General features: G+C 62.7%; 17 protein-coding genes and 1 tRNA gene. 16 read left to right on the top strand and 2 right to left on the bottom strand.

Going from position 1 to position 21,811, the window contains the following annotated elements; translation table 11 throughout:
* Window positions 1-351: 351 nt before the first annotated feature.
* The 5 genes from ACX4ZE_RS08300 (at window position 352) to ACX4ZE_RS08320 (ending at window position 6,356) form a co-directional block, all read left to right on the top strand.
* Window positions 352-1,932, top strand: a complete 1,581-nt coding sequence (locus ACX4ZE_RS08300) for a peptide ABC transporter substrate-binding protein (RefSeq protein ID WP_480272720.1) — start codon at window positions 352-354, stop codon at window positions 1,930-1,932.
* Between the two features lie 62 nt (window positions 1,933-1,994).
* Entirely contained in the window at window positions 1,995-2,921 is a 927-nt protein-coding gene (locus tag ACX4ZE_RS08305) for an ABC transporter permease (protein WP_480272721.1), read from the top strand.
* Window positions 2,914-3,873, top strand: a complete 960-nt coding sequence (locus ACX4ZE_RS08310; RefSeq protein ID WP_480272722.1) for an ABC transporter permease — start codon at window positions 2,914-2,916, stop codon at window positions 3,871-3,873. The genes ACX4ZE_RS08305 and ACX4ZE_RS08310 overlap by 8 nt, the downstream gene beginning before the upstream one ends.
* Window positions 3,870-5,549 carry a dipeptide ABC transporter ATP-binding protein gene (locus ACX4ZE_RS08315; protein ID WP_480272723.1) on the top strand — a complete coding sequence of 560 codons (1,680 nt, stop codon included), beginning with the start codon at window positions 3,870-3,872 and terminating at the stop codon, window positions 5,547-5,549. The genes ACX4ZE_RS08310 and ACX4ZE_RS08315 overlap by 4 nt, the downstream gene beginning before the upstream one ends.
* A gap of 60 nt (window positions 5,550-5,609) precedes the next feature.
* Window positions 5,610-6,356: an oxidoreductase gene (locus ACX4ZE_RS08320; protein WP_480272724.1), complete on the top strand. Its 747-nt coding sequence runs from the start codon at window positions 5,610-5,612 to the stop codon at window positions 6,354-6,356.
* A gap of 508 nt (window positions 6,357-6,864) precedes the next feature.
* On the opposite strand, the gene ACX4ZE_RS08325 is transcribed toward ACX4ZE_RS08320, so the two are convergent.
* Window positions 6,865-7,674, bottom strand: a complete 810-nt coding sequence (locus tag ACX4ZE_RS08325) for an HAD family hydrolase (RefSeq protein ID WP_480272725.1) — start codon at window positions 7,672-7,674, stop codon at window positions 6,865-6,867.
* Window positions 7,675-8,040: 366 nt separating this feature from the next.
* Here ACX4ZE_RS08325 and ssd point away from each other — a divergent pair, with 366 nt between their 5' ends.
* From ssd to ACX4ZE_RS08360, 7 genes are all read left to right on the top strand, one after another.
* Window positions 8,041-9,150 carry a septum site-determining protein Ssd gene (ssd, locus tag ACX4ZE_RS08330; protein ID WP_480272726.1) on the top strand — a complete coding sequence of 370 codons (1,110 nt, stop codon included), beginning with the start codon at window positions 8,041-8,043 and terminating at the stop codon, window positions 9,148-9,150.
* A 10-nt stretch (window positions 9,151-9,160) separates the two neighbouring features.
* Window positions 9,161-10,345: a TadA family conjugal transfer-associated ATPase gene (locus tag ACX4ZE_RS08335; RefSeq protein WP_480272727.1), complete on the top strand. Its 1,185-nt coding sequence runs from the start codon at window positions 9,161-9,163 to the stop codon at window positions 10,343-10,345.
* Window positions 10,342-11,136, top strand: a complete 795-nt coding sequence (locus ACX4ZE_RS08340; protein ID WP_480272728.1) for a type II secretion system F family protein — start codon at window positions 10,342-10,344, stop codon at window positions 11,134-11,136. The genes ACX4ZE_RS08335 and ACX4ZE_RS08340 overlap by 4 nt, the downstream gene beginning before the upstream one ends.
* A gap of 206 nt (window positions 11,137-11,342) precedes the next feature.
* Window positions 11,343-11,966 carry a type II secretion system F family protein gene (locus tag ACX4ZE_RS08345; protein ID WP_480272729.1) on the top strand — a complete coding sequence of 208 codons (624 nt, stop codon included), beginning with the start codon at window positions 11,343-11,345 and terminating at the stop codon, window positions 11,964-11,966.
* Between the two features lie 126 nt (window positions 11,967-12,092).
* The gene (locus tag ACX4ZE_RS08350) at window positions 12,093-12,278 is read left to right on the top strand and encodes a DUF4244 domain-containing protein (protein ID WP_480272760.1); all 186 of its coding nucleotides are present in this window, start codon (window positions 12,093-12,095) and stop codon (window positions 12,276-12,278) included.
* 32 nt (window positions 12,279-12,310) lie between these two features.
* Window positions 12,311-12,655, top strand: a complete 345-nt coding sequence (locus tag ACX4ZE_RS08355) for a TadE family type IV pilus minor pilin (protein ID WP_480272761.1) — start codon at window positions 12,311-12,313, stop codon at window positions 12,653-12,655.
* On the top strand, window positions 12,652-13,107 hold the full coding sequence (locus tag ACX4ZE_RS08360; protein ID WP_480272730.1) for an Rv3654c family TadE-like protein: 456 nt from the start codon (window positions 12,652-12,654) through the stop codon (window positions 13,105-13,107). Before ACX4ZE_RS08355 ends, ACX4ZE_RS08360 begins: the two co-directional genes overlap by 4 nt.
* Window positions 13,108-13,377: 270 nt before the next feature.
* On the opposite strand, the gene ACX4ZE_RS08365 is transcribed toward ACX4ZE_RS08360, so the two are convergent.
* Window positions 13,378-15,771, bottom strand: coding sequence for a DEAD/DEAH box helicase (locus tag ACX4ZE_RS08365; RefSeq protein ID WP_480272731.1), 2,394 nt, complete (start codon window positions 15,769-15,771; stop codon window positions 13,378-13,380).
* A 436-nt stretch (window positions 15,772-16,207) separates the two neighbouring features.
* Between ACX4ZE_RS08365 and ACX4ZE_RS08370 the strand changes: the two genes are divergently transcribed.
* The 4 genes from ACX4ZE_RS08370 (at window position 16,208) to ACX4ZE_RS08385 (ending at window position 21,208) form a co-directional block, all read left to right on the top strand.
* Window positions 16,208-16,414: a cold-shock protein gene (locus tag ACX4ZE_RS08370; protein WP_019044597.1), complete on the top strand. Its 207-nt coding sequence runs from the start codon at window positions 16,208-16,210 to the stop codon at window positions 16,412-16,414.
* A 381-nt stretch (window positions 16,415-16,795) separates the two neighbouring features.
* Window positions 16,796-19,762, top strand: coding sequence for a type I DNA topoisomerase (topA, locus tag ACX4ZE_RS08375; protein WP_480272762.1), 2,967 nt, complete (start codon window positions 16,796-16,798; stop codon window positions 19,760-19,762).
* A gap of 104 nt (window positions 19,763-19,866) precedes the next feature.
* A complete protein-coding gene (locus ACX4ZE_RS08380; RefSeq protein WP_480272732.1) occupies window positions 19,867-21,072 on the top strand; it encodes a DNA polymerase III subunit delta' in 1,206 nt (401 codons plus the stop codon).
* A 60-nt stretch (window positions 21,073-21,132) separates the two neighbouring features.
* Window positions 21,133-21,208, top strand: a tRNA-Thr gene (locus ACX4ZE_RS08385).
* The last annotated feature ends 603 nt before the right edge of the window (window positions 21,209-21,811 follow it).

Consider the following 21,811-nt stretch of genomic DNA (forward strand, 5'->3'; position numbering starts at 1 on the left):
CGTCGCGCCATGCGTCGATAGGCTCGATCGCTTCTGGCTGCGTCATGCCCTGCTCGCCTGCGCTCGTCACCGTGCCGAAACTATCCTCTACTGACTCGACCGCCCAGCATCCTTGTAGTCAATGTTTCTGACGTTGCGCTGCTCCAGCACAAATTTTGTGGTGTTTCAGCAGTATTGCCGGATTGATAAAAATACGACTGAATGGCCGAATGTGAGGACAGTGCTCGCGCCGATAGCTAACCTGCCAACCACACAGGTGGCTGGAACGGCATGCGCTGGTAGCTCCGGAGCGGGTGTCACCCGGCCCTTCCCTTCTGGTACCGGGAGTACGCGTTGGAATTCCATAGAGCGATGGCGTTGACGGTAGCGTCATTACTGGCCACAAGTCTCGGCTTGGCCGCCTGTTCCTCCAGCGACGGCGCCGATTCTGGCATCGTCACCGTGAACGGCGGCGAGCCGCAGAATCCGTTGGTACCGACCAATACCAACGAGAACATGGGCGGACGCGTGGTCGACCGGCTCTTCGCCGGGCTGAAGTACTACGACGCCAGCGGTGAAGCGCACAACGAGATGGCGGAGTCGATCGAGACCACTGATCGGAAGAACTATCGGATCACCATCAAGCCGAACTGGAAGTTCACCGACGGCACCGCTGTGACATCCGAGTCGTTCGTCGACGCGTGGAACTACGGCGCGCTGAGCACCAACGCGCAGCTGCAGAACTATGCGTTCGGACCCATTCTCGGTTTCGACGAAGTGTCTGCGGAAAAGCCGACGGCACAGACGATGTCGGGGCTGAAGGTGATCGATGACCGCACCTTCACCGTCGAGCTGAAGTCGCCATCGATCGACTTCGAGACCGCACTCGGATACGCGCCGTTCTATCCGCTGCCCGAGGTCGCATTCAAGGATATGAAAGCCTTCGGGGAGCACCCGATCGGCAACGGTCCCTACAAGTTCGACAAGTGGGAGCACAATGTCAAGATCGACGTAGTGCCCAACCCGGATTACCAGGGTGGCCGTCCGGCGAAGAACAAGGGCTTGCGATTCGTGATGTACCAGTCCTACGACACCGCTTACGCGGATCTGCTGGCAGGTAACCTCGACGCGCTCGATACCGTGCCCGACAGCGCACTCAGCTCCTATAAGCAGGACCTCGGCGATCGCGCGATCACCAAGCCGACCGCACAGAACCAGCACATCGGCATCCAGCCGAGCACTCCGCATTTCTCCGGCGCGGAAGGGGTGCTGCGGCGCAAGGCGATTTCGATGGCGATCAACCGGGAACAGATCGCCGAGAACATCTTCAAGGGAACCAGGAACCCCGCCCGTGACTTCACCGCGAGCACGCTGCCTGGGTTCGACCCGAACCTGCCTGGGTCGGAGGTTCTGGAGTACAACCCGGACGAGGCCAAGAAGCTGTGGGCGCAGGCCGATGCGATTTCTCCGTGGTCGGGCCGTTACGAGATCGCCTACAACTCCGACGGCGGCCACCAGGCGTGGATCGAGGCTGTCGCGAACAGCGTGAAGAACACTCTCGGCATCGACGCAGTCGGTGCGCCGTACCCGACATTCAAGAATCTCCGCGACGAGATAAGCAGGAACACCATCAACAAGGCATTCCGCTACGGCTGGCAGGGTGACTACCCGACGATGCTGCAGTTCCTCACCTCGCAGTACTACAGCTATTCCGAGACCAATGATGTCGATTACAACAACCCCGAGTTCGACCGGCTCCTCGACGCGGCGCTGGCTGCGCCGACCGAGACGGAGTCTTATGAACTCGTCGCGCAAGCGCAGACCCTGATGCTCAGGGATATGGCCGACATCCCGGTATTCGACTATGTAGCCGCCGCGGGTCGCTCGGAGCATGTGCGGCAGGCCGAGCTGGCCTGGAACGGTCTGTTCGCCTTCGAGAACATCGAGAAGTAGCCGCTCGTCGTCCCGCGTCGCCTGTGCGAGCGGCGCGGGACGACGTCGACCCAGGAGGCAAAATGGCCTGGTATATCTTGCGGCGTCTGCTTCAGATGATCCCCGTCTTCCTCGGAGCGACGTTGCTCGTCTACGCTTTGGTGTTTCTTGTGCCAGGAGACCCGATCCAGGCGCTGGCAGGCGACAAGCCGATGACGCCGGCGGTGGAGGCGCAGCTGCGGGCACGCTATCACCTCGACCAGCCCTTCATTGTGCAGTACCTGAATTACCTGAAAGGTATCGCTACCTTCGACTTCGGGACGGCATTCTCCGGCAGGCCGGTGCGCGACGAACTCGCCCGCGCTTTCCCGATCACGCTTCGACTCGCGGTGCTGGCAGTGCTTGTCGAGGCTGTGTTCGGCATCGTGTTCGGTCTGATCGCGGGACTGCGCAAGGGAAAGTTATTCGATTCGACGATGCTGGTGATCAGCTTGATCGTCATCGCGGTACCGGTTTTCGTGCTCGGCTTCCTCGCGCAGTTCCTGCTCGGAGTGAAATGGGGAATTACGCCGGTGACTGTCTCCGGGAAGGCAACGATCGGCGAACTGCTGGTCCCGGCCTTCGTACTCGGATCGCTCTCGTTCGCCTATGTCTTGCGATTGACCCGCAACTCAGTGGCGGAGAACGTATCCGCCGACTACGTACGTACCGCAACCGCGAAAGGGCTTACTAGGCATCGGGTAGTGACTGTGCACATCCTGCGTAACTCGATGATCCCGGTGATCACTTTTCTCGGCGCCGATCTCGGCGCTTTGATGGGCGGCGCGATCGTCACCGAGGGCATCTTCAATATCCCTGGCGTAGGCGGCACGCTCTACCAGGCGATCACGCGAGGCGAACCGCCGACCGTGGTCTCGTTCGTCACCGTGCTCATCGTTATCTTCCTGATCACAAACCTGGTTGTCGACCTGCTCTATGCCGCACTTGACCCGAGGATTCGCTATGCCTGACCTGACCACGGACAATGGTCCGGAGCGCCGTGGCCAAGAGCATTTCGTCTCGCCGCCCGACGAGGTCGAGGTGTTGGCCACCGACGTGGTGGTGAAGACCGGTGCCCCGACAAGTATTTGGCGCGACGCGTGGCGACAGCTACGCCGCAACCCGATCTTCGTCGTCGCGGCGGTGTTGATCGTTTTCGTGCTGCTGGTGGTGGCCTGGCCGGAACTGTTCACCAGTCAGGACCCGCGTTACTGCAACGGCGATTTCAGCATGGACCCCAGGAGCGCGGGCCACCCGTTCGGTTTCGACAAACAGGGATGTGACATCTACGCCAGGACAGTCTACGGTGCGCGAGCTTCCGTGCTGACCGGGGTCGGTGCCACGGCGCTATTCGTGCTGATCGGCGGCACGCTCGGGGCGTTGGCAGGCTTCTACGGCGGGTTGCTGGACTCGATCGTTTCCCGGGTCGCCGAGATTTTCTATGCGATCCCATTGATGCTGGCCGCGATTGTGATCATGCAGTTGCTGAATTCACGCACGATTTGGACGGTGATCGTCATCCTCGCCGGATTCACCTGGCCGCAGGCGGCCCGTATCGCCCGCAGCGCGGTGATCCAGGCGAAGAGCAGTGACTATGTCATGGCGGCAACAGCATTGGGTTTGTCCCGAATACAGATATTGCTGCGCCACGTGCTGCCGAACGCGGCGGGACCATTGATCGTGGTCACCACATTGTGGCTGGGAGTGTTCATCGTTACCGAGGCGACCTTGTCCTATCTCGGTGTCGGGCTGCCACGTACGGTGGTGTCCTGGGGCTCCGACATCGCCACCGGGCAGAAAGAGATCCGCACCTCGGGAATTCTGTTCTATCCCGCGACCGCGCTGGCGTTGACCGTGCTGAGTTTCATCATGCTCGGCGATGCTGTGCGTGACGCTTTGGACCCGAAGGCGAGGAAGCGATGAACGAGGTCGCACGACCACAGCCGCTGCTAGAGATAACCGATCTCAATGTGTGTTTCACTGCGGAGGGCGAGCAGATGCCCGCAGTCAGGGATGCGAGCCTGACAGTGTATCCGGGCCAGACCGTGGCGATCGTCGGCGAATCCGGCTCGGGAAAGTCGACGACGGCGCACGCCATCATCGATCTGCTGCCAGGAACCGGGCGGGTTACTTCCGGATCGATCGTTTTCGACGGCAAGGATCTCACCGCGGCCTCGAAGCGCGATATCGTCGCCATTCGGGGCAGTGGCATCGGTTTGGTGCCGCAGGACCCGATGTCGAATCTGAATCCCGTGTGGAAGATCGGTTTCCAGATCCGTGAGGCATTGATGGCCAACGGCATCGCGCGGGGCAAGGCGGCCGATGCGCGGGCTGTGGAGCTGCTGGAGGAGGCGGGCATACCAGATGCACGGCGGCGAGCCGACCAGTATCCACATGAGTTCTCCGGCGGAATGCGGCAGCGGGCGCTGATTGCGATCGGACTGGCTTGCCGTCCCGAACTGCTCATCGCCGATGAACCCACCTCGGCGCTGGACGTGACCGTGCAGCGGCAGATCCTCGACCATCTCGACAGACTCACCGCCGAGCTCGGTACCTCGGTTCTGCTGATCACTCATGATCTCGGTCTTGCCGCGGAGCGCGCGGATCACGTGGTGGTGATGTATCGCGGAAGGGTCGTGGAATCCGGTCCCGCGCTGCGGATTCTGCGTAACCCGCAGCATCTGTACACCAAGCGCCTGGTGAGTTCGGCGCCTTCGCTCGCTACGCGACGGCTGTCAACGGCGCGGCAACGAGCTGAGAATGATCAGGTGATGGTGCCAGGCGGTCGGCCTGGGGCGCTTTCGGATGAGGTGATCGTGGCCGATCAGCTGACCAAGAAGTTCCGGATGCGCGGTCGGGTGCCATGGAAATCGACCGAGTTCGCCGCGGTCGACGATGTGTCATTCCGGCTGCGGCGAGGTTCGACTATGGCGATCGTCGGTGAGTCCGGCTCGGGTAAAACAACAGTGGCGCAGATGGTTCTCGGTTTGCTCGCACCCACTTCCGGATCGGTGACTTTCGACGGACAAACAGTGGCGACTCTGGATAGCAAGGGCGCCTTCGCATTCCGTCGTCGGGTGCAGCCGATTTTCCAGGACCCCTACGGTTCCCTCGATCCGATGTACACGATCTATCGCACCATCGAGGAGCCGCTGCGTACGCACCGGATCGGCACCACCGCGCAGCGGGAAGTAACCGTCCGGGAGCTGCTGGACAAAGTCGCACTGCCCTCCAGTGTGATGCGGCGCTATCCCAACGAACTGTCTGGAGGCCAGCGCCAGCGTGTGGCTATCGCGCGTGCGCTCGCACTCCGGCCGGAGGTGGTGGTGTGCGATGAGGCAGTGTCGGCACTCGACGTGTTAGTGCAGGCACAGATCCTGAGGTTGCTCAACGAGCTGCAGGTCGAGCTGGGGCTGACGTACCTGTTCATCACACACGACCTGGCCGTAGTTCAGCAGATTGCCGACGATGTACTGGTCATGCAGCGCGGTAAGGTAGTCGAGGCAGCGACGACGGAGGAGGTGTTCGACGCCCCCCGGCAGGAGTACACCCGGAAATTGCTCGACGCGATACCAGGTCGCGGACTGTTGGCCGGGTAGCGGTGCGGACATGCCGGGTGAGCGGATCAGCCGGCCTCGGCGCAAGTAGCCTCGTATGCCGTGACCGATCCGCTGCAGCCCCTCCTCGACCTGCCCGGTGTCCGGGACGCGGCCGACCGCGCCCGCGCCGCACTCGCCGAGGTGCATCGGCATAAAGCGAACCGCCGTGGATGGCCGACCACGGCGGCCGAGGCCGCAGTACGAGCCGCCCGTTCCTCGGCTGCCATCGACGGTGGTAGTACGGAACTTCCCGTAGACGGCCGTGTAGCTGATCCGATTCTTGCCGGTTCGTTGCGGGTCGGGCAGGCACTGGACGGCGATGCGCTCCGGAACTCGGTCAACACCTGGCAGCGTGCGCCGCTGCAGGCGCTGGCGCGGTTGCACCTGCTCGCCGCCGCGGATCTGGCGCCGGAGCGAGAATTGCTCGGTCGGCCCCGCGGTACGCCCGGTATCGCGGGGAGGCTGGATCTGCTGGCGCAGACGGTGCTCGGCGCGCAAGTGCCAGCGCCGGTGATCGCCGCCGTAGTGCATGGTGAGTTATTGGCGTTGCGACCGTTCGGGACAGCTGATGGCGTAGTCGCGCGGGCAGCTTCGCGTTTGGTCGCGGTGTCCAGTGGGCTGGATCCGCACAGTCTTGGCGTACCAGAGGTGTTCTGGCTACGCAGGCGACAGGCGTATCTGGATGCGGCCATCGGGTTCGGTACCGGAGATCCGGATGCTGTGGGCAGTTGGGTGATCTTCTGTTGCGGGGCGTTCGAGGACGGGGCGCGGGAGGCCACCTCGATCGCCGACTCCGTGACGGGGTAGCGGCGTCTACACACATCAAAGCGGGCGGTGTCGTCTGTCGACATCACCGCCCGCTAGCACGGACTACCCGGTTACCAAGCGTGCTGAGTGGGTTGTGTTCTACGGCCTCGGCGATAATTCGGACATCGAAAGCTCATCCCCGCAACCTGTGCGAGGCTCTCGCTATCGAATACCCGTACTTCGCAGGCCCACAACGCTTCTGCCCTTGTCGCGGCGAGCTCCGCGTGGGTGCCTGGCATCCGTGCTGGGAAAGGAGGTTGGGAGACAGTACCTTCTCTTCCGATCCTGCCTTGGCCTTCCGCCTTCCCGTAGTTACCTTTCTACACTGTGGTAGCACTCACAGCAAGAGGATCGGATGCATCGAAAGTCCAGCGGTTTTGTTAGTAATTTGTCTGGCTTTACTGGTGTTTCGTGGCTTATAGCATGGCTGTTCGCCCTCTGAGGAGGCGGCGAAACCACGGCAAACATAGGCCGGTGCTATCTGGGTGGACGTTCGAATGTCGGGCCTTCAGCGTTGCCTGCGCAGGAGTCGGTAGCTGATCACACCAGCAATCAATACGCTCACCCCGGCTGTGGCCGTCGTGGCCAGTGTGGTGGGGGACAGTGCCTGGAAACGCGCCCGCAGTGACGCGGGATTGGTGAATGTCAGGATGGGCCAGCCGCGGGCGATAGCCGCGCGGCGCAGGTCGCGGTCTGGATTGATCACAGTCGGGTGTCCTACTGCCTCGAGCAGGGGCAGATCGGTGATCGAATCGGAGTAGGCGTAGCAGCGCGACAGGTCGTACTTCTCGATCGCGGCGATCTTTTCGATAGCGTCGACTTTCTTTTCGCCATAGCAGAAGAACTCCACCTCACCGGTGTACCTGCCGTCTGCGACGACCATCCGGGTAGCGGCAGTGTGTGCGGCGCCGAGTGCTCGGGCAATCGGGTCGACGACTTCTTCGCCGGATGCCGAGACGATCACTATGTCGTGGCCCCGGCTCTTGTGGTCGGAAATAAGGTCGGCTGCCTCTGTGTAGATCAATGGGTCGATCAGCTCATGCAATGTCTCGGTGACAATGGCTCTCACTTGTTCGGCCTCCCATCCGACGCACATGGTGGTCATATGGGCGCGTATCCGCTCCATCCGTTCGTGGTCGGCACCCGACAGCAGGAACAGGAGGTGGTCGTAGCCCACTGCCAGGACGGCGCGCCGGTTCAGCAGTCCCTGCGCATAGAAGGGTTTGCTGAAGACGAACGTGCTCGATTCGGCGATCACGGTCTTGTCCAGGTCGAAGAAAGCGGCGACGCGTCCACCCGAGACGGCTGGTTTGTCCACATGGCCAGGATAGGCAGGATATGCACGCGGTGGCCAGGTGAGCGAGCTGTGGTAAGCGACCGATGGGAGGGCGATCGGCGCGATTTACTCTGCGGGCGCAACGGGCTGTGAAGTTCTCCGATGATGGACTTGTGCTACAGCCCGGATTTGGGTGTAGTATTGCTGACACCTGGACATGGTCCAGGCGCGTTCAGCCCGACCCCCCGGGGCTGAACCCGACGGCCCCAGCCTCCTCCCCCCCGGCTGGGGTCGTCCTCTATTTTCGGGACTATTTCTCGGACAGGACGATTATCCCCAGCCGGGAGTTGTCCACATTCGGCACAGGACCGCTTCTTCGCCAGCTCGTTGTCGGCGACGCTGAACCGCATGAATCTCGAAGCATCAGCGCTGGGTGGAGCGCCGCCCGCTCTCGTGCTCATCCAAGACGACCGCCTGCGCGAGGAAGTCCAGCGTATCGCTGCTGCCGCGGAACGAGACCTCGACGAACAGCGCGGACCTGTCGGCAGGCACACCTGGATGAGCGCTCCCCTCGTGATTCTGGATACCGCTACTGCGCAGGGGGCGGCGACAGGGCGCTATCCACGCCGGACCGGTGTGGCGCTGGTCACCGACGGTGAGCCGGGCCTACCGGATTGGCAGGCTGCGGCATCGGCGGGTGCGGAGCGAGTTATCGCCCTACCCGGCGCTGCAGCGGAGCTTATCGAGATGTTCGCTGAGTACGGTGAGCAGCGTGCGGGTGGCGGCGCGGTTGTCGCGGTCGTCGGAGCCGGTGGTGGTGCGGGCGCATCCACACTGGCTGTCGCGCTCGCACTACGGGGTGCTGCCGAAAGGTTTCGGCGCGAGACCTTGCTGGTCGATGGTGCCCCTTTCGGTGGGGGGCTCGATTTGCTGCTCGGTATCGAGACGTCAGCGGGCTTGCGCTGGCCGGATCTCGTCGTCGAGGACGGGCGAGTATCCGCCGCCGCGCTGCACGGCGCGCTGCCCGCCGCGGCCCCCGGCCTCGCAGTACTGTCCTGCGGCCGATGTGGAGCGGGCGAGTTGCCGCGCGAGCTCGGTCCCGCCGGGGTCCGTGCCGTGGTCGAAGCAGGCCGTACCGCAGGTGATCTCGTTGTGTGTGATATTTCCGGTGAGCGGGGCCCGCATGCCGACCAGATGCTCGATTCGGCGGATCTCGTGGTCCTGGTCGTTCCGGCGCTGCTTCGGGCGGTCGCCGCCGCGGCAGCGGTGTCGGCGCGTATCGCTCGCCGAAATCCGAATCAAGGTTTGGTCGTCCGCGGACCCGCGCCAGGTGGGCTGAGGGGTGATGAGGTCGCCGAGGTGCTCGACCTCCCCCTGCTCGCTGCTGTTCGCGCTCAATCGGGGCTGGCGCATCGCTTGGAGCGTGGCGGGCTCTCGGTGCGTCGTCGTGGCCCACTGCGTGATGCGGCTGACGCGGTGCTCGGTGTGCTCAGTACTCCGGTCGGGCAACGGCGATGAGGAGGCAGCGATGAGTGCGTTATTGACGCGAGAGCTGCTGGATCGAGTACGGGAACGATTGGCCGCGAAAACAGGGTATCCGGATCCGGCGCAGGTCGCCGCTGCGATCCGAACCGAGGCGGGCGGGGTGCTGAGCGATACCGATCTGCTGCGGGCATTACGGTTGCTGCAGACCGAAATGACCGGTGTGGGCGTGCTCGAACCTTTGTTACACGATCCGCACGTCGCGGATGTCCTGGTTACCGGTCCGGACGCGGTATGGATCGATCGCGGGCAGGGACTGGAGAAAACCTCTCTCACCTTTCCCGATGAGAACGCGGTAAGGCGGCTCGCGCAACGCTTGGCTTTGTCGGCGGGACGGCGACTCGACGACGCACAGCCCTGGGTGGACGGTCGTCTGGCCGGAACTGAAGCGGTGCTCGGGGATTCGTTCGGTGTCCGTCTGCACGCGGTACTCGCGCCGATCGCGCACGGTGGTACATGTCTTTCGCTACGAGTACTTCGTCCGGCCACCCAAGGGCTGGACACGCTGGCCGCGCTGGGCGCGATGCCTGCGGACGCGAAGCTCCTGCTGGAGCGCATCGTCCAGGCGCGGCTGGCTTTCCTCGTGGTCGGCGGTACGGGCACGGGGAAAACAACGCTTCTCTCCGGTCTGCTTGCCACGGTGAGTCCGACCGAGCGGATCATCTGCATCGAGGACGCTGCTGAGCTGGCACCACCGCATCCGCATGTGGTCCGTTTGGTCGCCAGGACCGCGAACGTGGAGGGCGCCGGTGCGGTCACCGTGCGTGATCTGCTTCGCCAGGCGTTGCGCATGCGGCCGGATCGGATCGTAGTCGGTGAAGTCAGAGGAGCTGAGGTAGTCGATCTGCTGACCGCGTTGAACACAGGCCATGAAGGTAGCGCGGGCACCGTACACGCCAATTCGCCGCAGGAAGTCCCTGCCCGCCTGGAAGCCCTTGCCGCGTTGGGCGGAATGGACCGTATGGCTCTGCACAGCCAATTCGCCGCCGCGGTCCAAGTGGTCCTGCACGTGCACCGCAGGTCCGACGGCTCCCGAGGGTTGGGTGAGATCGGTCTGGTGGACCGCACCGGAAGCGGTTGCGTACGGATCACGCCTGCGTGGCACGCAACAGCCGAGGCTCCCGCCGCAGCGGAGCTGTCCCGTCTTCTTGCCGAACGACTCGAGCGATGAGCCTCGTCCTGGTGTGCATCGCGATGGCGCTGGTGGTGCTCCCCGCGCCGATAGCACGGCGTCGATTCGGACGGATATTGCGCACAGAAGGTAACCGCAGGAAGCTGCGAAAGGGCATCTTGTTACGGGTCGGCGTGATCGCAGGCATCGCGGCTGTACTCGCCTTCCTCGGACCAGGGCCTTTTCTCGCAGCGGTCATGGTCACTGGAACGGTAGGTCTGCGACTGCGTTCGGCCATACGGGACCGGCGCAGGAATATCGAGCGCGGTCACCTACTCGACGCGCTGGAGGCGATGATCGCCGAGTTACGGGTGGGTGCGCATCCGGGAGCAGCTGCCGAGATCGTGGCGCATGAGGTGTGCGGTGAACCGGCACAAGCTTTCGCTGTCGGCGCGGCGCGCAGCAAGCTCGGTGGTTCCGTGGCGGAAGGCCTGTACCGGCCTGGCTCTCCTGTCGCAGCGGAGCTGTCCCGTGTTGCGGGTGCGTGGCAGGTTGCCGAGCGGCATGGTCTGGCACTCGGCGAGTTACTGGCAGCGGCCCGCGTAGATCTCGCGGGAAGCATGCGATTTCACGGCCGCACCACTGCGGCACTGGCCGGTGCGCGCGCCACCGCTGTGCTCCTGGCCTGTTTGCCATGTTTGGGTATCGCACTCGGCCACATGATGGGCGCTTCGCCTCTGCACGTTCTCTTCAGCTCGCCCGCTGGGACGGTGTTGTTGCCGCTCGGTGTCGGCTTGGCCTGTACCGGCTTGCTGTGGACTGACGCGATCACGCGAAAGGTGCTGGTATGAAGTCACTTTTCACGAGTAATCCAGGTCGATCCACGGTAACCCTCGGCAGATACCGGTCAGGAGTGGGATTCGCCTCCGATTCTGTTTCCCGCCACAGCCTGGATGTGTCGGATCGAGACCGTCCTCATCGTCGTCCAGCGCTGTCTCCTGAGTCGGCCCGCTCGGTGATGCGCTCTGATACCGCTGCTCCGGTGTTGGGAAAGGGGATGATTTTGTCCACAGGGATGGTTGTGCCGTTGCTGTTACTCGCGGCCGCATCGATGGTGCTGCCGGGACGGGTTGCGTTGACTCGTCGGTCGCGCGCCCTCCGCCTACCGGAGGAACAGCGGGCCGAGTCATCATGCGAAGCGAACCGGAGTACCGATCCCATGGCCCTGGCCTCGGCCTTCGATCTGCTGGCCGCTTGCTTGCGCGCTGGGCTCCCTGTCGCGGGTGCGGCGCGAGCTGTGGCGCCCGAAGCTCCGGAACCGTTCGGCGAAGCACTGCGGCGGGCGGGCGATCTGCTTGCATTGGGTGCCGATGCGGCCACGGCGTGGGAACAGGTCGCGCGGGATCGGGCAGGCGATTCGGGCGCCGAGGAGATCCAGTCACTGGTCCGGATCATTCGTCGTTCGGCGCGGTCCGGCGCGTCACTTGCGATAGCAGTCGGAGAGTTGGCCGAACACTGCAGAACCGCGGCCGAAGACGCGGCTGCCGCGAAGGCAGAACGTGCGGGCGTCTTGATCGGTGGACCACTGGGCTTGTGCTTTCTTCCCGCATTTGTCTGTCTGGGCATTGTGCCCGTGGTCATCGGCTTGGCCGGCCAGATCATGGATGGTGGTCTGTGGTGACTTCACCGCGCGCCTCGTCGATAGAAGCGTGCTCTTGCGGACGAGCCGCACGAGCCGGAGTGAGAGGGGAATCAGGTGCGTATCGATGCGCCGAAGTCGGCAGGCCGAAAACTGTGGACCGCATGGATGGGCTTGCGTGCTCGTCTGGTTCAGGCGGTGGTCGCGGAAGATGGCATGAGCACAGCCGAATACGCGATCGGGACGATCGCGGCCGCGGCGTTCGGTGCGGTGCTCTATGGCGTGGTAACGGGCGACAGCATTGTGAACGCGCTGACGAGAATCATCGATCGGGCACTCGACACCGAGGTGTAAGCGCTGATCTCGGTCGAGAAGTGCATCGTGACATGCTGGGGCTGCGCGACGATCGTGGTGCGGTGACGGTCGAGGCCGCTATCGCACTCACCGCGGTCATCGTTGCTGTCGTACTGTGTCTCGGCGCACTGTTGGCGGCGTCGGCACAGGTCCAATGCGTCGACGCCGCTCGAGAGGCGGCCCGGCTGGCCGCTCGGGGTGATCGTGCGAACGCTGTTATCGCAGCCGAACAGATTGCCCCGCCGTCGGCCGATGTTGCCCTTCGCGCGGAGGGCACTCACGTTGTGGCTGTGGTTTCCGCCCGCCTTCCGCTTCTCCCCCTGCTCACGCTCCGGGCGGAAGCGGTCGCCGCCTTGGAACCAGGAGTGCTGTCATGAGGGTGGGCCCCTGGCTCGGGCACGACCCAGAACCGAGTGGACAAGCAAGTATTCGGGTTGTGCGCTGGGCACAGCATTCGAGGCTTTCCGCAGTGGTTGGTCGCGTATCCGGTGAAGCGGGTGTGGCCACCGTTTTCACCTGCCTCGGCTTGGTGGCGTTGCTCAGCGCGACGCTGATAATCGCACAGGTGGGCATCGTTGTTGTGGCGCGGCATCAAGTACAGGCGGCAGCGGATATGGCGGCGTTGGCCGGCGCGGGTGCATTGGGAAATGGAACAGACGTCGTATGCGTAGCGGCGGAAGATGTCGCTAGGCGAATGGGGGCACGGATCCAGACCTGTGAAGTCGCCGAGTGGGATGTGACAATCACTGCCGAAAGAAATATACCAATAGGTCTGTATGGAGATCGTATCGTTCAGGCGATCGCCCGTGCCGGCCCTGCCGCCGAATGAGAGTGCGATGTGTATTACCTCATGTCTCTCCATGTCGATGGAAATCGGCAATACTACTGGCCAGTTAAAATCTCTCAGCGAATTCCTGGTTCGTGTTGCGTATCGAAAAAATGAAGACATGCATCCACAGTCGGTAATGAGGCAATAGCCTGGCTATTGGAACATGCCTTCGATTTGTTTCGAGGGGTGAAGCGGCGTCGTTCCGCTGTGAGGTGTCTCCTGTTCCCGCTGAGCTCGCCAGAAACGAATCACTGACGACTTGCTGTGTCCCTATATCTCTGGTCGTGAATCGCTTGTTCGGCCGACACTGGAGGACAGCTCGGTCAGTACGGAACTGAGCAAGCGGGCCGCTCCCGCCTTGTCCAGTGGATGGTTCCCGGTACCGCATCTGGGTGATTGGACGCAGGACGGGCAGCCTGCTGCACAACCGCACGATTCGATGGTTGCCGAGGTCGCCGACAGCCACTGCTGTAGTCGAGCGAACCCACGCTCGGCGAAACCGGTCCCGCCCGCCTGGCTGTCGTAGACGAAGATGGTGGCTAGCCCAGTGTCCGGATGCTCGGCGGTGGAGGTGCTGCCGATATCCCAGCGGTCGCACGTTGCCATCAGCGGCAAAAGGCCGATTGCCGCATGCTCGGCCGCATGAAGCGCTCCGGAAATGTCCTGGGGTTCGATGCTTGCCAGCGCCAACAATTCCGGCGTCACCGTGTACAGCACAGCCTTTGTCGGAAGTGTCTGTGGTGGTAGGTCGAGTTCGACAAGGTCGACTACTTCGCCGGTGGTGAGTGTGCGCAGGTAGCCGACCACCTGACTGGTGACTCGTACCTGTGCCAGGCTGGTTGTCACATGACCGTGGTCGTGTTGTTCGACCACCGCGTCGATGGTGATCGAGGTCACCTGTCTTGCGCTGGTGGTCCACCCAGGTTCGGCCGCGTGCACAAAGGCGACACTGCCTTCGAGATCCAGTTCGTCGACCACATAGGTCTCGCCCTGGTGCAGGTAAACAGCATCCCGATGCAGCGTTGCCGGTGCCAGCCCTGCGTCGGCGGTGCCGAGCAGTCTGCCGGTCTCATCGTCCACGACAGCCACAGGAGTACCGATTCCACCTCGGATATCCACTGCGTCGTGTGGCAGTGTCTGCGCGGTGAGATGCCACCGGGCGCGGTCACGTGTCCCACGTTGTCGGATCAGCCCTCGTGCGAGCAGATCGGGCAGCACCTCGCGCGCGCCGAATTCGTCCATCTCGACATCAGTGAGCGGCAGTTCCAGCGCGGCGCACAGCAGGTGTGGACCGAGTACGTAGGGATTGCGCGGATCTATGATAGTAGCCTCCACCGGCTTGTCCAACAGTGCTTCCGGATGGCGCACCAGATAGGTATCCAATGGGTCGTCCCGCGCTATCAGTAGGACCAGCGACCCTTGCGTGCGCCGTCCCGCGCGCCCAGCTTGCTGCCAGAACGATGCGATCGTGCCGGGAAAACCCGAGACGATTACCGCATCCAGTCCCGCGATATCGACACCGAGCTCCAATGCGTTGGTAGTCGCCGCGCCCAGCAGCGATCCGTCCGACAACGCCGCTTCCAGCTCACGCCGGTCCTCGGCGAGATATCCCGCACGGTAGGAGGTCACCCGCCCGGCAAGGTCCGGATGGGTTTTTGCCAGCAGCTTCCCTGCTTCCATCGCGGTCAGCTCGGCGGTCCGGCGCGAGCGCACGAATGTCAAGGTCCGTGCCCCTTCGGACACCAGGTTCGCCATGATCCGGGCTGCCTCCGTGGTGGCGGCCCGGCGCACCGGGGCCCCGTTTTCCCCGTTCACCGTGGTGAGCAGCGGCGGTTCCCAGAGTGCGACCGTGCGCGGTCCATGCGGTGAACCATCCCGGGTGACTGCGACGCATGGTGCGCCGATCAGCCGGGACGCGGCGGCCGCTGGATCCGCCGTGGTCGCCGAGCACAGCACGAATATCGGATCGGCGCCGTATCGTGTTGCGATCCGTCGCAGTCTGCGTAACACCAGCGCGACGTGTGAACCGAAAACCCCCCGATAGGCGTGGCATTCGTCGACGATCACGTAGCGCAACCTGCGCAGCACCCGTGCCCAGCGCTGGTGTGACCGTAATATTCCTAGGTGGAGCAGGTCGGGATTGGTGAATATCCAGCGGGCGTTGGTGCGCACCCACTGCCGCATCTCGGTCGGGGTGTCGCCGTCGTAGCCAGCCGGATGGATATCGCGCAGCGGGTTTTTCTCGGTCAATGCTCCGACCGCGCGCAGTTGGTCGGAGCTGAGCGCCTTCGTCGGTGCCAGATACAGCGCGGTGGCTTTCGGGTCTTCGTGCAGCACAGTGAGCACAGGCAGCTGATACCCAAGTGACTTGCCCGACGCGGTACCGGTGCTCACAACCACATGCTTGCCCCGGAATGCCAACTCCGCCGTCTCAGCTTGATGACTCCAAGGGCAGTCGATGCCCGTGTTGTGTAAAGCCGCGATCACTTCTGGCGCTGTCCAGGCAGGCCAGGCGGTACGCGTTGCGTCCAGTGCAGGCAGTTCGACGACATGGGCAGGTTGGATGTCATGTGACGTTTGTATACGGACACGATTCAGCAACGAAGCGCCGTAGCTGGGAGCGGTTCGAGGCTGCGCTCGAGTCGCTGAGTCCGCCGGATTCATGTGTCATATTCTGCGACACGCTCGGATACTGCGAAACCTGTGTACCGCGGACGATCCACTTGGCATTGCTATGCCAAATAGCGACCTTGGTCACAGCTCGATTGCTAAACGTTGACTCGGTTATCGGAAGGCAAACGAACCTTGAGTACAGATTCATGCATTGCGTTCCTTATCCGCGCATTCGCAAGATCAACTTTTTTGCAAATTGTCGGTAACTCGACTGTTGAATTCCTCGAAGACATGGTTCACTGGTTCCTGGTCGCAAGCTTCTGTGTTCGAGGGACGGATCTAAAGTCCAAACCGTCAGCAGGATCGATGTTGCGAACGGTGTGCTTGGTGCTTTCCTGCAGGGGGAACCAACAGTACAGCGGTCGGAACGGACCCGGTGGACGAACCCAGTTGTCCGCCGTTCCGGTAAGAAAAGAGAAGGAACAGAATGGCACAGGGAACTGTGAAGTGGTTCAACGCGGAGAAGGGGTTCGGCTTCATCGCGCCCGAGGACGGCTCCGCTGACGTCTTCGTCCACTACTCCGAGATCCAGGGGACGGGATTCCGCACCCTCGAGGAGAACCAGAAGGTCGAGTTCGAAGTCGGCCAGGGCACAAAGGGCCCACAGGCCACCGGAGTACGTGCGCTCAGCTGAGTGTACGTAAGGAACTACTATTTGCCCGTCCCTCACCACCGGTCCTCGGGGTGAGGGACGGGCTATATCTGGGGTAGCCACGATTCGCGCGAACTGGCAAAACGGTCTGTGCGGCATGCCGCGACGGTGATGTAGCGAACGGGCAGGGCATACTGATTCCAGCTAACGCGCGTACGCTCGGTGGTTCGAGTCGTAACGCCCGACCACACAGCGTCACGGTATAAACGTGTCTGGTAGCGCGACGCCTAGCCGTCGTAGCCGCCTACCCCAGCCGCGCGCAGTGGGAATAATGTGGCGCGGGTCGATTGAGGAAAGGTGTATTCGCCGGTGGCAACACGAGACCGCGGTGTAGCCGACCAGGGTCGTCCCCTGCGTCGTCTCGTGATCGTCGAGTCCCCGACCAAGGCCCGTAAGATCGCGCCATACCTCGGCCGGAACTACACGGTCGAGGCATCGGTCGGTCATATCCGAGACCTGCCGCGCGGTGCCGCGGACGTTCCGGCCAAGTACAAGGGTCAGCCCTGGGCGCGCCTCGGTGTGGATGTGGACAATGACTTCGAGCCCGTCTACATTGTGAGCCCGGACAAGAAAGCCAAGGTCACCGAGCTCAAGAGCCTGTTGAAAAACGCTGACGAGCTCTATCTGGCAACCGACCCCGACCGCGAAGGCGAAGCCATCGCCTGGCATCTGCTGGAGACGCTCAAACCCAAAGTGCCGGTCCGAAGGATGGTATTCCACGAGATTACCGAGCCCGCCATCCGGGCTGCCGCGGCGGATACCCGCGAACTCGACAGCGATTTGGTCGACGCGCAGGAGACCCGTCGTATCCTCGATCGGCTCTATGGCTACGAGGTCAGCCCGGTGCTGTGGAAGAAGGTCATGCCGCGCTTATCGGCAGGCCGTGTGCAATCGGTCGCGACTCGGGTGATCGTGCGACGTGAGCGCGAGCGCATGTCGTTCCGTTCGGCCGAGTACTGGGACATCGCCGCCACGCTGGACGCTGGTACCGATAAGGAGAGCGATGCCACCAACCCGAGGACCTTCGGTGCGCGGCTCATCACCGTCAATGGCGCCAGGGTCGCATCAGGGCGGGATTTCGACTCGGACGGCAGGCTCAAAGCCGCCGACAACATCGCTTCGGTACCCGAAAACGTCGCCCTAGATCGACCCACGACATCAGACGGTCACAGAGCACCCGGCATTGTCGTGCTGGACGAGGGCTACGCCCGGCGGCTCGCCGAGGCACTGGACGGCGCCGATCTGGTGGTTTCCTCAGCGGAGTCCAAGCCCTACAGCCGCAAGCCCTATGCGCCGTTCATGACCTCGACATTGCAGCAGGAGGCAGGACGCAAGCTACGTTTCACCTCTGAGCGGACGATGCGCGTGGCGCAGCGATTGTACGAGAATGGCTATATCACCTACATGCGCACCGACTCGACCACGCTGTCAGAGTCTGCGATCGCCGCGGCCCGTGCGCAGGCGACGCAACTCTATGGCGCCGAGTACATACACCCGGCCGCGCGACAATACAACCGCAAGGTAAAGAACGCGCAGGAGGCGCATGAGGCGATCCGTCCCGCCGGCGATACCTTCGTTACACCGGGACAGCTGCATTCCCGGTTGGATAATGACGAATTCCGCCTCTATGAACTCATCTGGCAACGCACCGTCGCCTCGCAGATGGCCGATGCCAAGGGCACTACGCTGACCCTGCGCATCACCGGCATCGCAGGCACCGGTGAGGAGTGCGTATTCTCGGCCTCCGGCCGCACTATCATTTTTCCCGGTTTCTTGCGGGCCTATGTGGAGAGTGTCGATGAGGAGACCGGTGGCCAATCCGACGACGCCGAATCCCGGTTGCCCGCGTTGGCAGAAGGCCAGGCGGTCACCGCGGTTGAGCTGAACCCCGATGGGCACAGCACGAATCCGCCCGCGCGCTATACCGAAGCGTCGTTGGTCAAGACGCTCGAAGAGCTCGGTATCGGCCGTCCTTCGACCTACTCGTCGATTATCAAGACCATCCTCGATCGTGGATATGTGTACAAACGTGGCAACGCGCTGGTGCCGTCCTGGGTGGCGTTCGCAGTAATCGGTTTGCTGGAGGAGTATTTCGGTCGATTGGTCGACTTCGACTTCACCGCCGCCATGGAGGACGATCTCGACGCTATCGCGGGCGGACGCGAACAGCGTGGAAATTGGTTGTCCAGCTTCTATTTCGGTGGCGAGCACGGAGTAGAGGGATCGGTTGCACGGTCCGGTGGGCTGAAGAAGATGGTCGGTGATCGGCTCGATGACATCGACGCGCGCGAGATCAACTCCATCAAGCTGTTCAGCGATTCCGATGGACGTGACGTCGTCGTCCGGGTCGGCAGGTATGGGCCATATCTGGAGCGTATGGTCGCCGATTCCAATAGTTCAGAAGGTGATCCGGTATCACAGCGAGCCAACTTGCCGGATGACCTTCCGCCTGATGAGCTGACCCAAGAGGTCGCCGAGAAGCTGTTCGCGACGCCGCAGGAGGGTCGGGTGCTCGGCGTGGATCCGGCGACCGGTCACCAGATCGTGGCCAAGGAGGGACGTTTCGGTCCGTACGTCACTGAGATTCTGACCAGCCCACAGCGCGAGGCGGGAGCGGAGTCCGCCAAGAAGAACGCGAAGAAGGCCGCCGCACCCAAGCCACGCACCGGCTCGCTCTTCCGTTCCATGGATCTGGCCACTGTCACATTGGACGACGCGCTCGAGCTGTTGTCCCTACCGCGTGTGGTCGGTACGGACCCGGCCAACGGCGAAGAGATCACCGCGCAGAACGGACGTTATGGACCGTATCTGAAGAAGGGCACCGATTCTCGGTCGTTGAATACCGAGGACCAGATCTTCACCGTGACGCTAGCGGAAGCATTGAAGATCTATGCGGAGCCGAAGCGGCGCGGACGGCAGGCATCGACTGCGGCCCCATTGCGTGAGCTCGGCCCCGATTCGGCCACCGGCAAGCCGATGGTGATCAAGGATGGTCGATTCGGTCCGTATGTCACCGATGGCGAGATCAATGCGACGCTCCGTAAAGGTGACGAGATCGAGTCGATCACCCCGGAGCGGGCCATGGAGTTGCTCGCCGATCGGCGAGCGCGCGGCCCGGTGAAGAAGGCCGCCGCTAAGAAAACCGCGACGAAGAAAGCTGCGACGAAGAAGACCGCAGCGAAGAAAGCTACCACTAAGAAAACCGCTGCGAAGAAAACTGCTGCGAAGAAGACTACCGCCAAGAAGTCCGCAGCCAGTAAGAAGACGGCAACCACAAAGTCGGTGGTAGAACAGACAACAGCGGCGAAAACCGGCGCGGTGAAGTCGTAAGTTCTCGGCTTGCGGCGCTGCCCGTACCCTGATCGCCGATCCGCTCGACCGTTGGTGTGAGCACTGCGCGGGAGATGTCGGCGTGGACGGCTAGGGTATATGACGTGGCGGGAGTCTTCAATCGATTGGTCGGCCAGGAGGCAGTCGAGTCCGAGCTGACGGCTGCTGCCGTCGCGGCGCGTGGAGGCAAATCTGAGGGGGCGATGACACATTCATGGTTGTTCACTGGTCCGTCCGGATCGGGCAGATCCATTGCGGCGTTATGCTTTGCGGCCGCGTTGGAGTGCACCGACCCGGATATTCCTGGGTGTGGTAGCTGCCACGCTTGCACCACGACTATGGCTGGTACACATGGCGACGTTCGCAGGGTGGTACCCGAGGGGCTGAGCATCAGCACCAAGGAGATGCGCGAGATCGTGTCGATTGCTTCGCGGAGACCGACCACAGGGCGTTGGCAGGTGGTGGTCGTCGAGGATGCCGACCGCTTGACCGAGGCAGCGGGCAACGTACTGCTCAAGGTGGTGGAGGAGCCGCCGGACCGGACGGTATTCCTGCTGTGCGCACCCTCGGTGGATTCCGCGGACATCTCGGTCACACTGCGCTCTCGCTGTAGGCACGCCCCCCTGGCGACGCCATCAGTGCCTGCCATCGCGCGAGCACTTCGAGAACAAGACAAGCTGGACGAGAAAACCGCGACTTGGGCCGCATCCATCAGTGGCGGACATATCGGGCGGGCACGCAGGCTCGCCATCGACGAAGAAGCACGTGCTCGCCGCAAACATGCTCTGGCCCTGGCCACCACGATCAGTGATCCCGGCGCAGCTTATGCCGCCGCGGACGAGCTAGTGCGAGTAGCTGAGAGCGAGGCCAAACAGCTGAATGCCGCCCGCGACGAACGCGAGCGCGCGGAACTCTCGACCGCGCTGGGTGCAGGCGGCACCGGCAAGGGCACGGCGAGCGCCCCCCGAGGTTCCGCGGGCGTGCTGAAAGATCTGGAAAGACGACAGAAATCCAGGATCACCCGCACCAGTCGAGACGCTCTCGACCAGTCGTTGATCGACATGGCAGGCGTCTACCGTGATGCGCTGGCCGTCCGGTTCGGCGCCGCCCACCAGGAGTCCGGCATCGCGCTCACTCACCCGGATCTTGCCGAACAGATCCATGACTTGGCCACCTGGATGCGTCCCGAAGGCCTACTCGCCTCTATCGAGGCCGTCCTCGCCTGCCGTGAAGCCCTCGGCCTGAACGTCAAACCCCGTTTCGCCCTCGCCTCCATGGCAGCGGCTTTGATCGAGGCCCGATCACAGTAGCTGACCACCCGTTTTCGTGATCGGGCCAGGAGAAGATAGACTCGTCTGGCCGAAAGGCATGCCGCCTTAGCTCAGTCGGTAGAGCGCTTCACTCGTAATGAAAAGGTCAGGGGTTCGATTCCCCTAGGCGGCTCCACTCTAACCGCTGCTCTACACCTGGATGATCGCAAGTTTGATCTATGTTCGATTGTCCAGGCAGGCCGAGCGGCCCGGCTGTCTCGGATAGCTCGGTCTACTTTCTTGTCGGACCGGCTGTTGAGCTGAGCTACTCGGTGTGGTCGATTTTGTTGTAATAGGCCATTACAGATGGCCAGTCTCCGTCTGTTGTGACCTCATTGTGGTGGTCCAGGTCCGCGCCACAATGAGGTCACCGAGTTCCTGTCGAGTCGTAAAGATAGTCCTCAGCAGAGTGGGCACGTCCGCTTGACCTGGACCCAGAGGGTTGGACTGCGTGACATGAAATGCCGTGTACTTGCGTCCGACATGTAGGTCTGCTCCAGTATCTGGAGGCTCCACTTGTGCCCGCGCTTCTGATTGCTCCTGTCGCCGTTGAATTTTCGATCTAATGAATCCTCTGTACAACGCAGCTCGGTCGTACGGCCGAGTGGCATTCTTGTTGTCGATGTCTGTTTGCTCTTCAGCCGATAGTCGCGTGTACCAACAGCGTTAGCTCCTTTCTACGAGCTGTCGGCAGTCCAGCGGTCGCGCTACGCCAAAGCTAGGGCTCGGGACCTGAACC

It is taken from the genome of Nocardia sp. TBRC8007 (assembly GCF_056629435.1).

Coding starts and splice junctions, on each gene's coding strand:
- ACX4ZE_RS08300 (WP_480272720.1), top strand. CDS start 352: ATGGCGTTGACGGTAGCGTCATTACTGGCCACAAGTCTCGGCTTGGCC.
- ACX4ZE_RS08305 (WP_480272721.1), top strand. CDS start 1,995: ATGGCCTGGTATATCTTGCGGCGTCTGCTTCAGATGATCCCCGTCTTC.
- ACX4ZE_RS08310 (WP_480272722.1), top strand. CDS start 2,914: ATGCCTGACCTGACCACGGACAATGGTCCGGAGCGCCGTGGCCAAGAG.
- ACX4ZE_RS08315 (WP_480272723.1), top strand. CDS start 3,870: ATGAACGAGGTCGCACGACCACAGCCGCTGCTAGAGATAACCGATCTC.
- ssd (WP_480272726.1), top strand. CDS start 8,041: ATGAATCTCGAAGCATCAGCGCTGGGTGGAGCGCCGCCCGCTCTCGTG.
- ACX4ZE_RS08335 (WP_480272727.1), top strand. CDS start 9,161: ATGAGTGCGTTATTGACGCGAGAGCTGCTGGATCGAGTACGGGAACGA.
- ACX4ZE_RS08340 (WP_480272728.1), top strand. CDS start 10,342: ATGAGCCTCGTCCTGGTGTGCATCGCGATGGCGCTGGTGGTGCTCCCC.
- ACX4ZE_RS08345 (WP_480272729.1), top strand. CDS start 11,343: ATGATTTTGTCCACAGGGATGGTTGTGCCGTTGCTGTTACTCGCGGCC.
- ACX4ZE_RS08350 (WP_480272760.1), top strand. CDS start 12,093: ATGGGCTTGCGTGCTCGTCTGGTTCAGGCGGTGGTCGCGGAAGATGGC.
- ACX4ZE_RS08355 (WP_480272761.1), top strand. CDS start 12,311: ATGCTGGGGCTGCGCGACGATCGTGGTGCGGTGACGGTCGAGGCCGCT.
- ACX4ZE_RS08360 (WP_480272730.1), top strand. CDS start 12,652: ATGAGGGTGGGCCCCTGGCTCGGGCACGACCCAGAACCGAGTGGACAA.
- ACX4ZE_RS08365 (WP_480272731.1), bottom strand. CDS start 15,771: ATGAATCCGGCGGACTCAGCGACTCGAGCGCAGCCTCGAACCGCTCCC.
- ACX4ZE_RS08370 (WP_019044597.1), top strand. CDS start 16,208: ATGGCACAGGGAACTGTGAAGTGGTTCAACGCGGAGAAGGGGTTCGGC.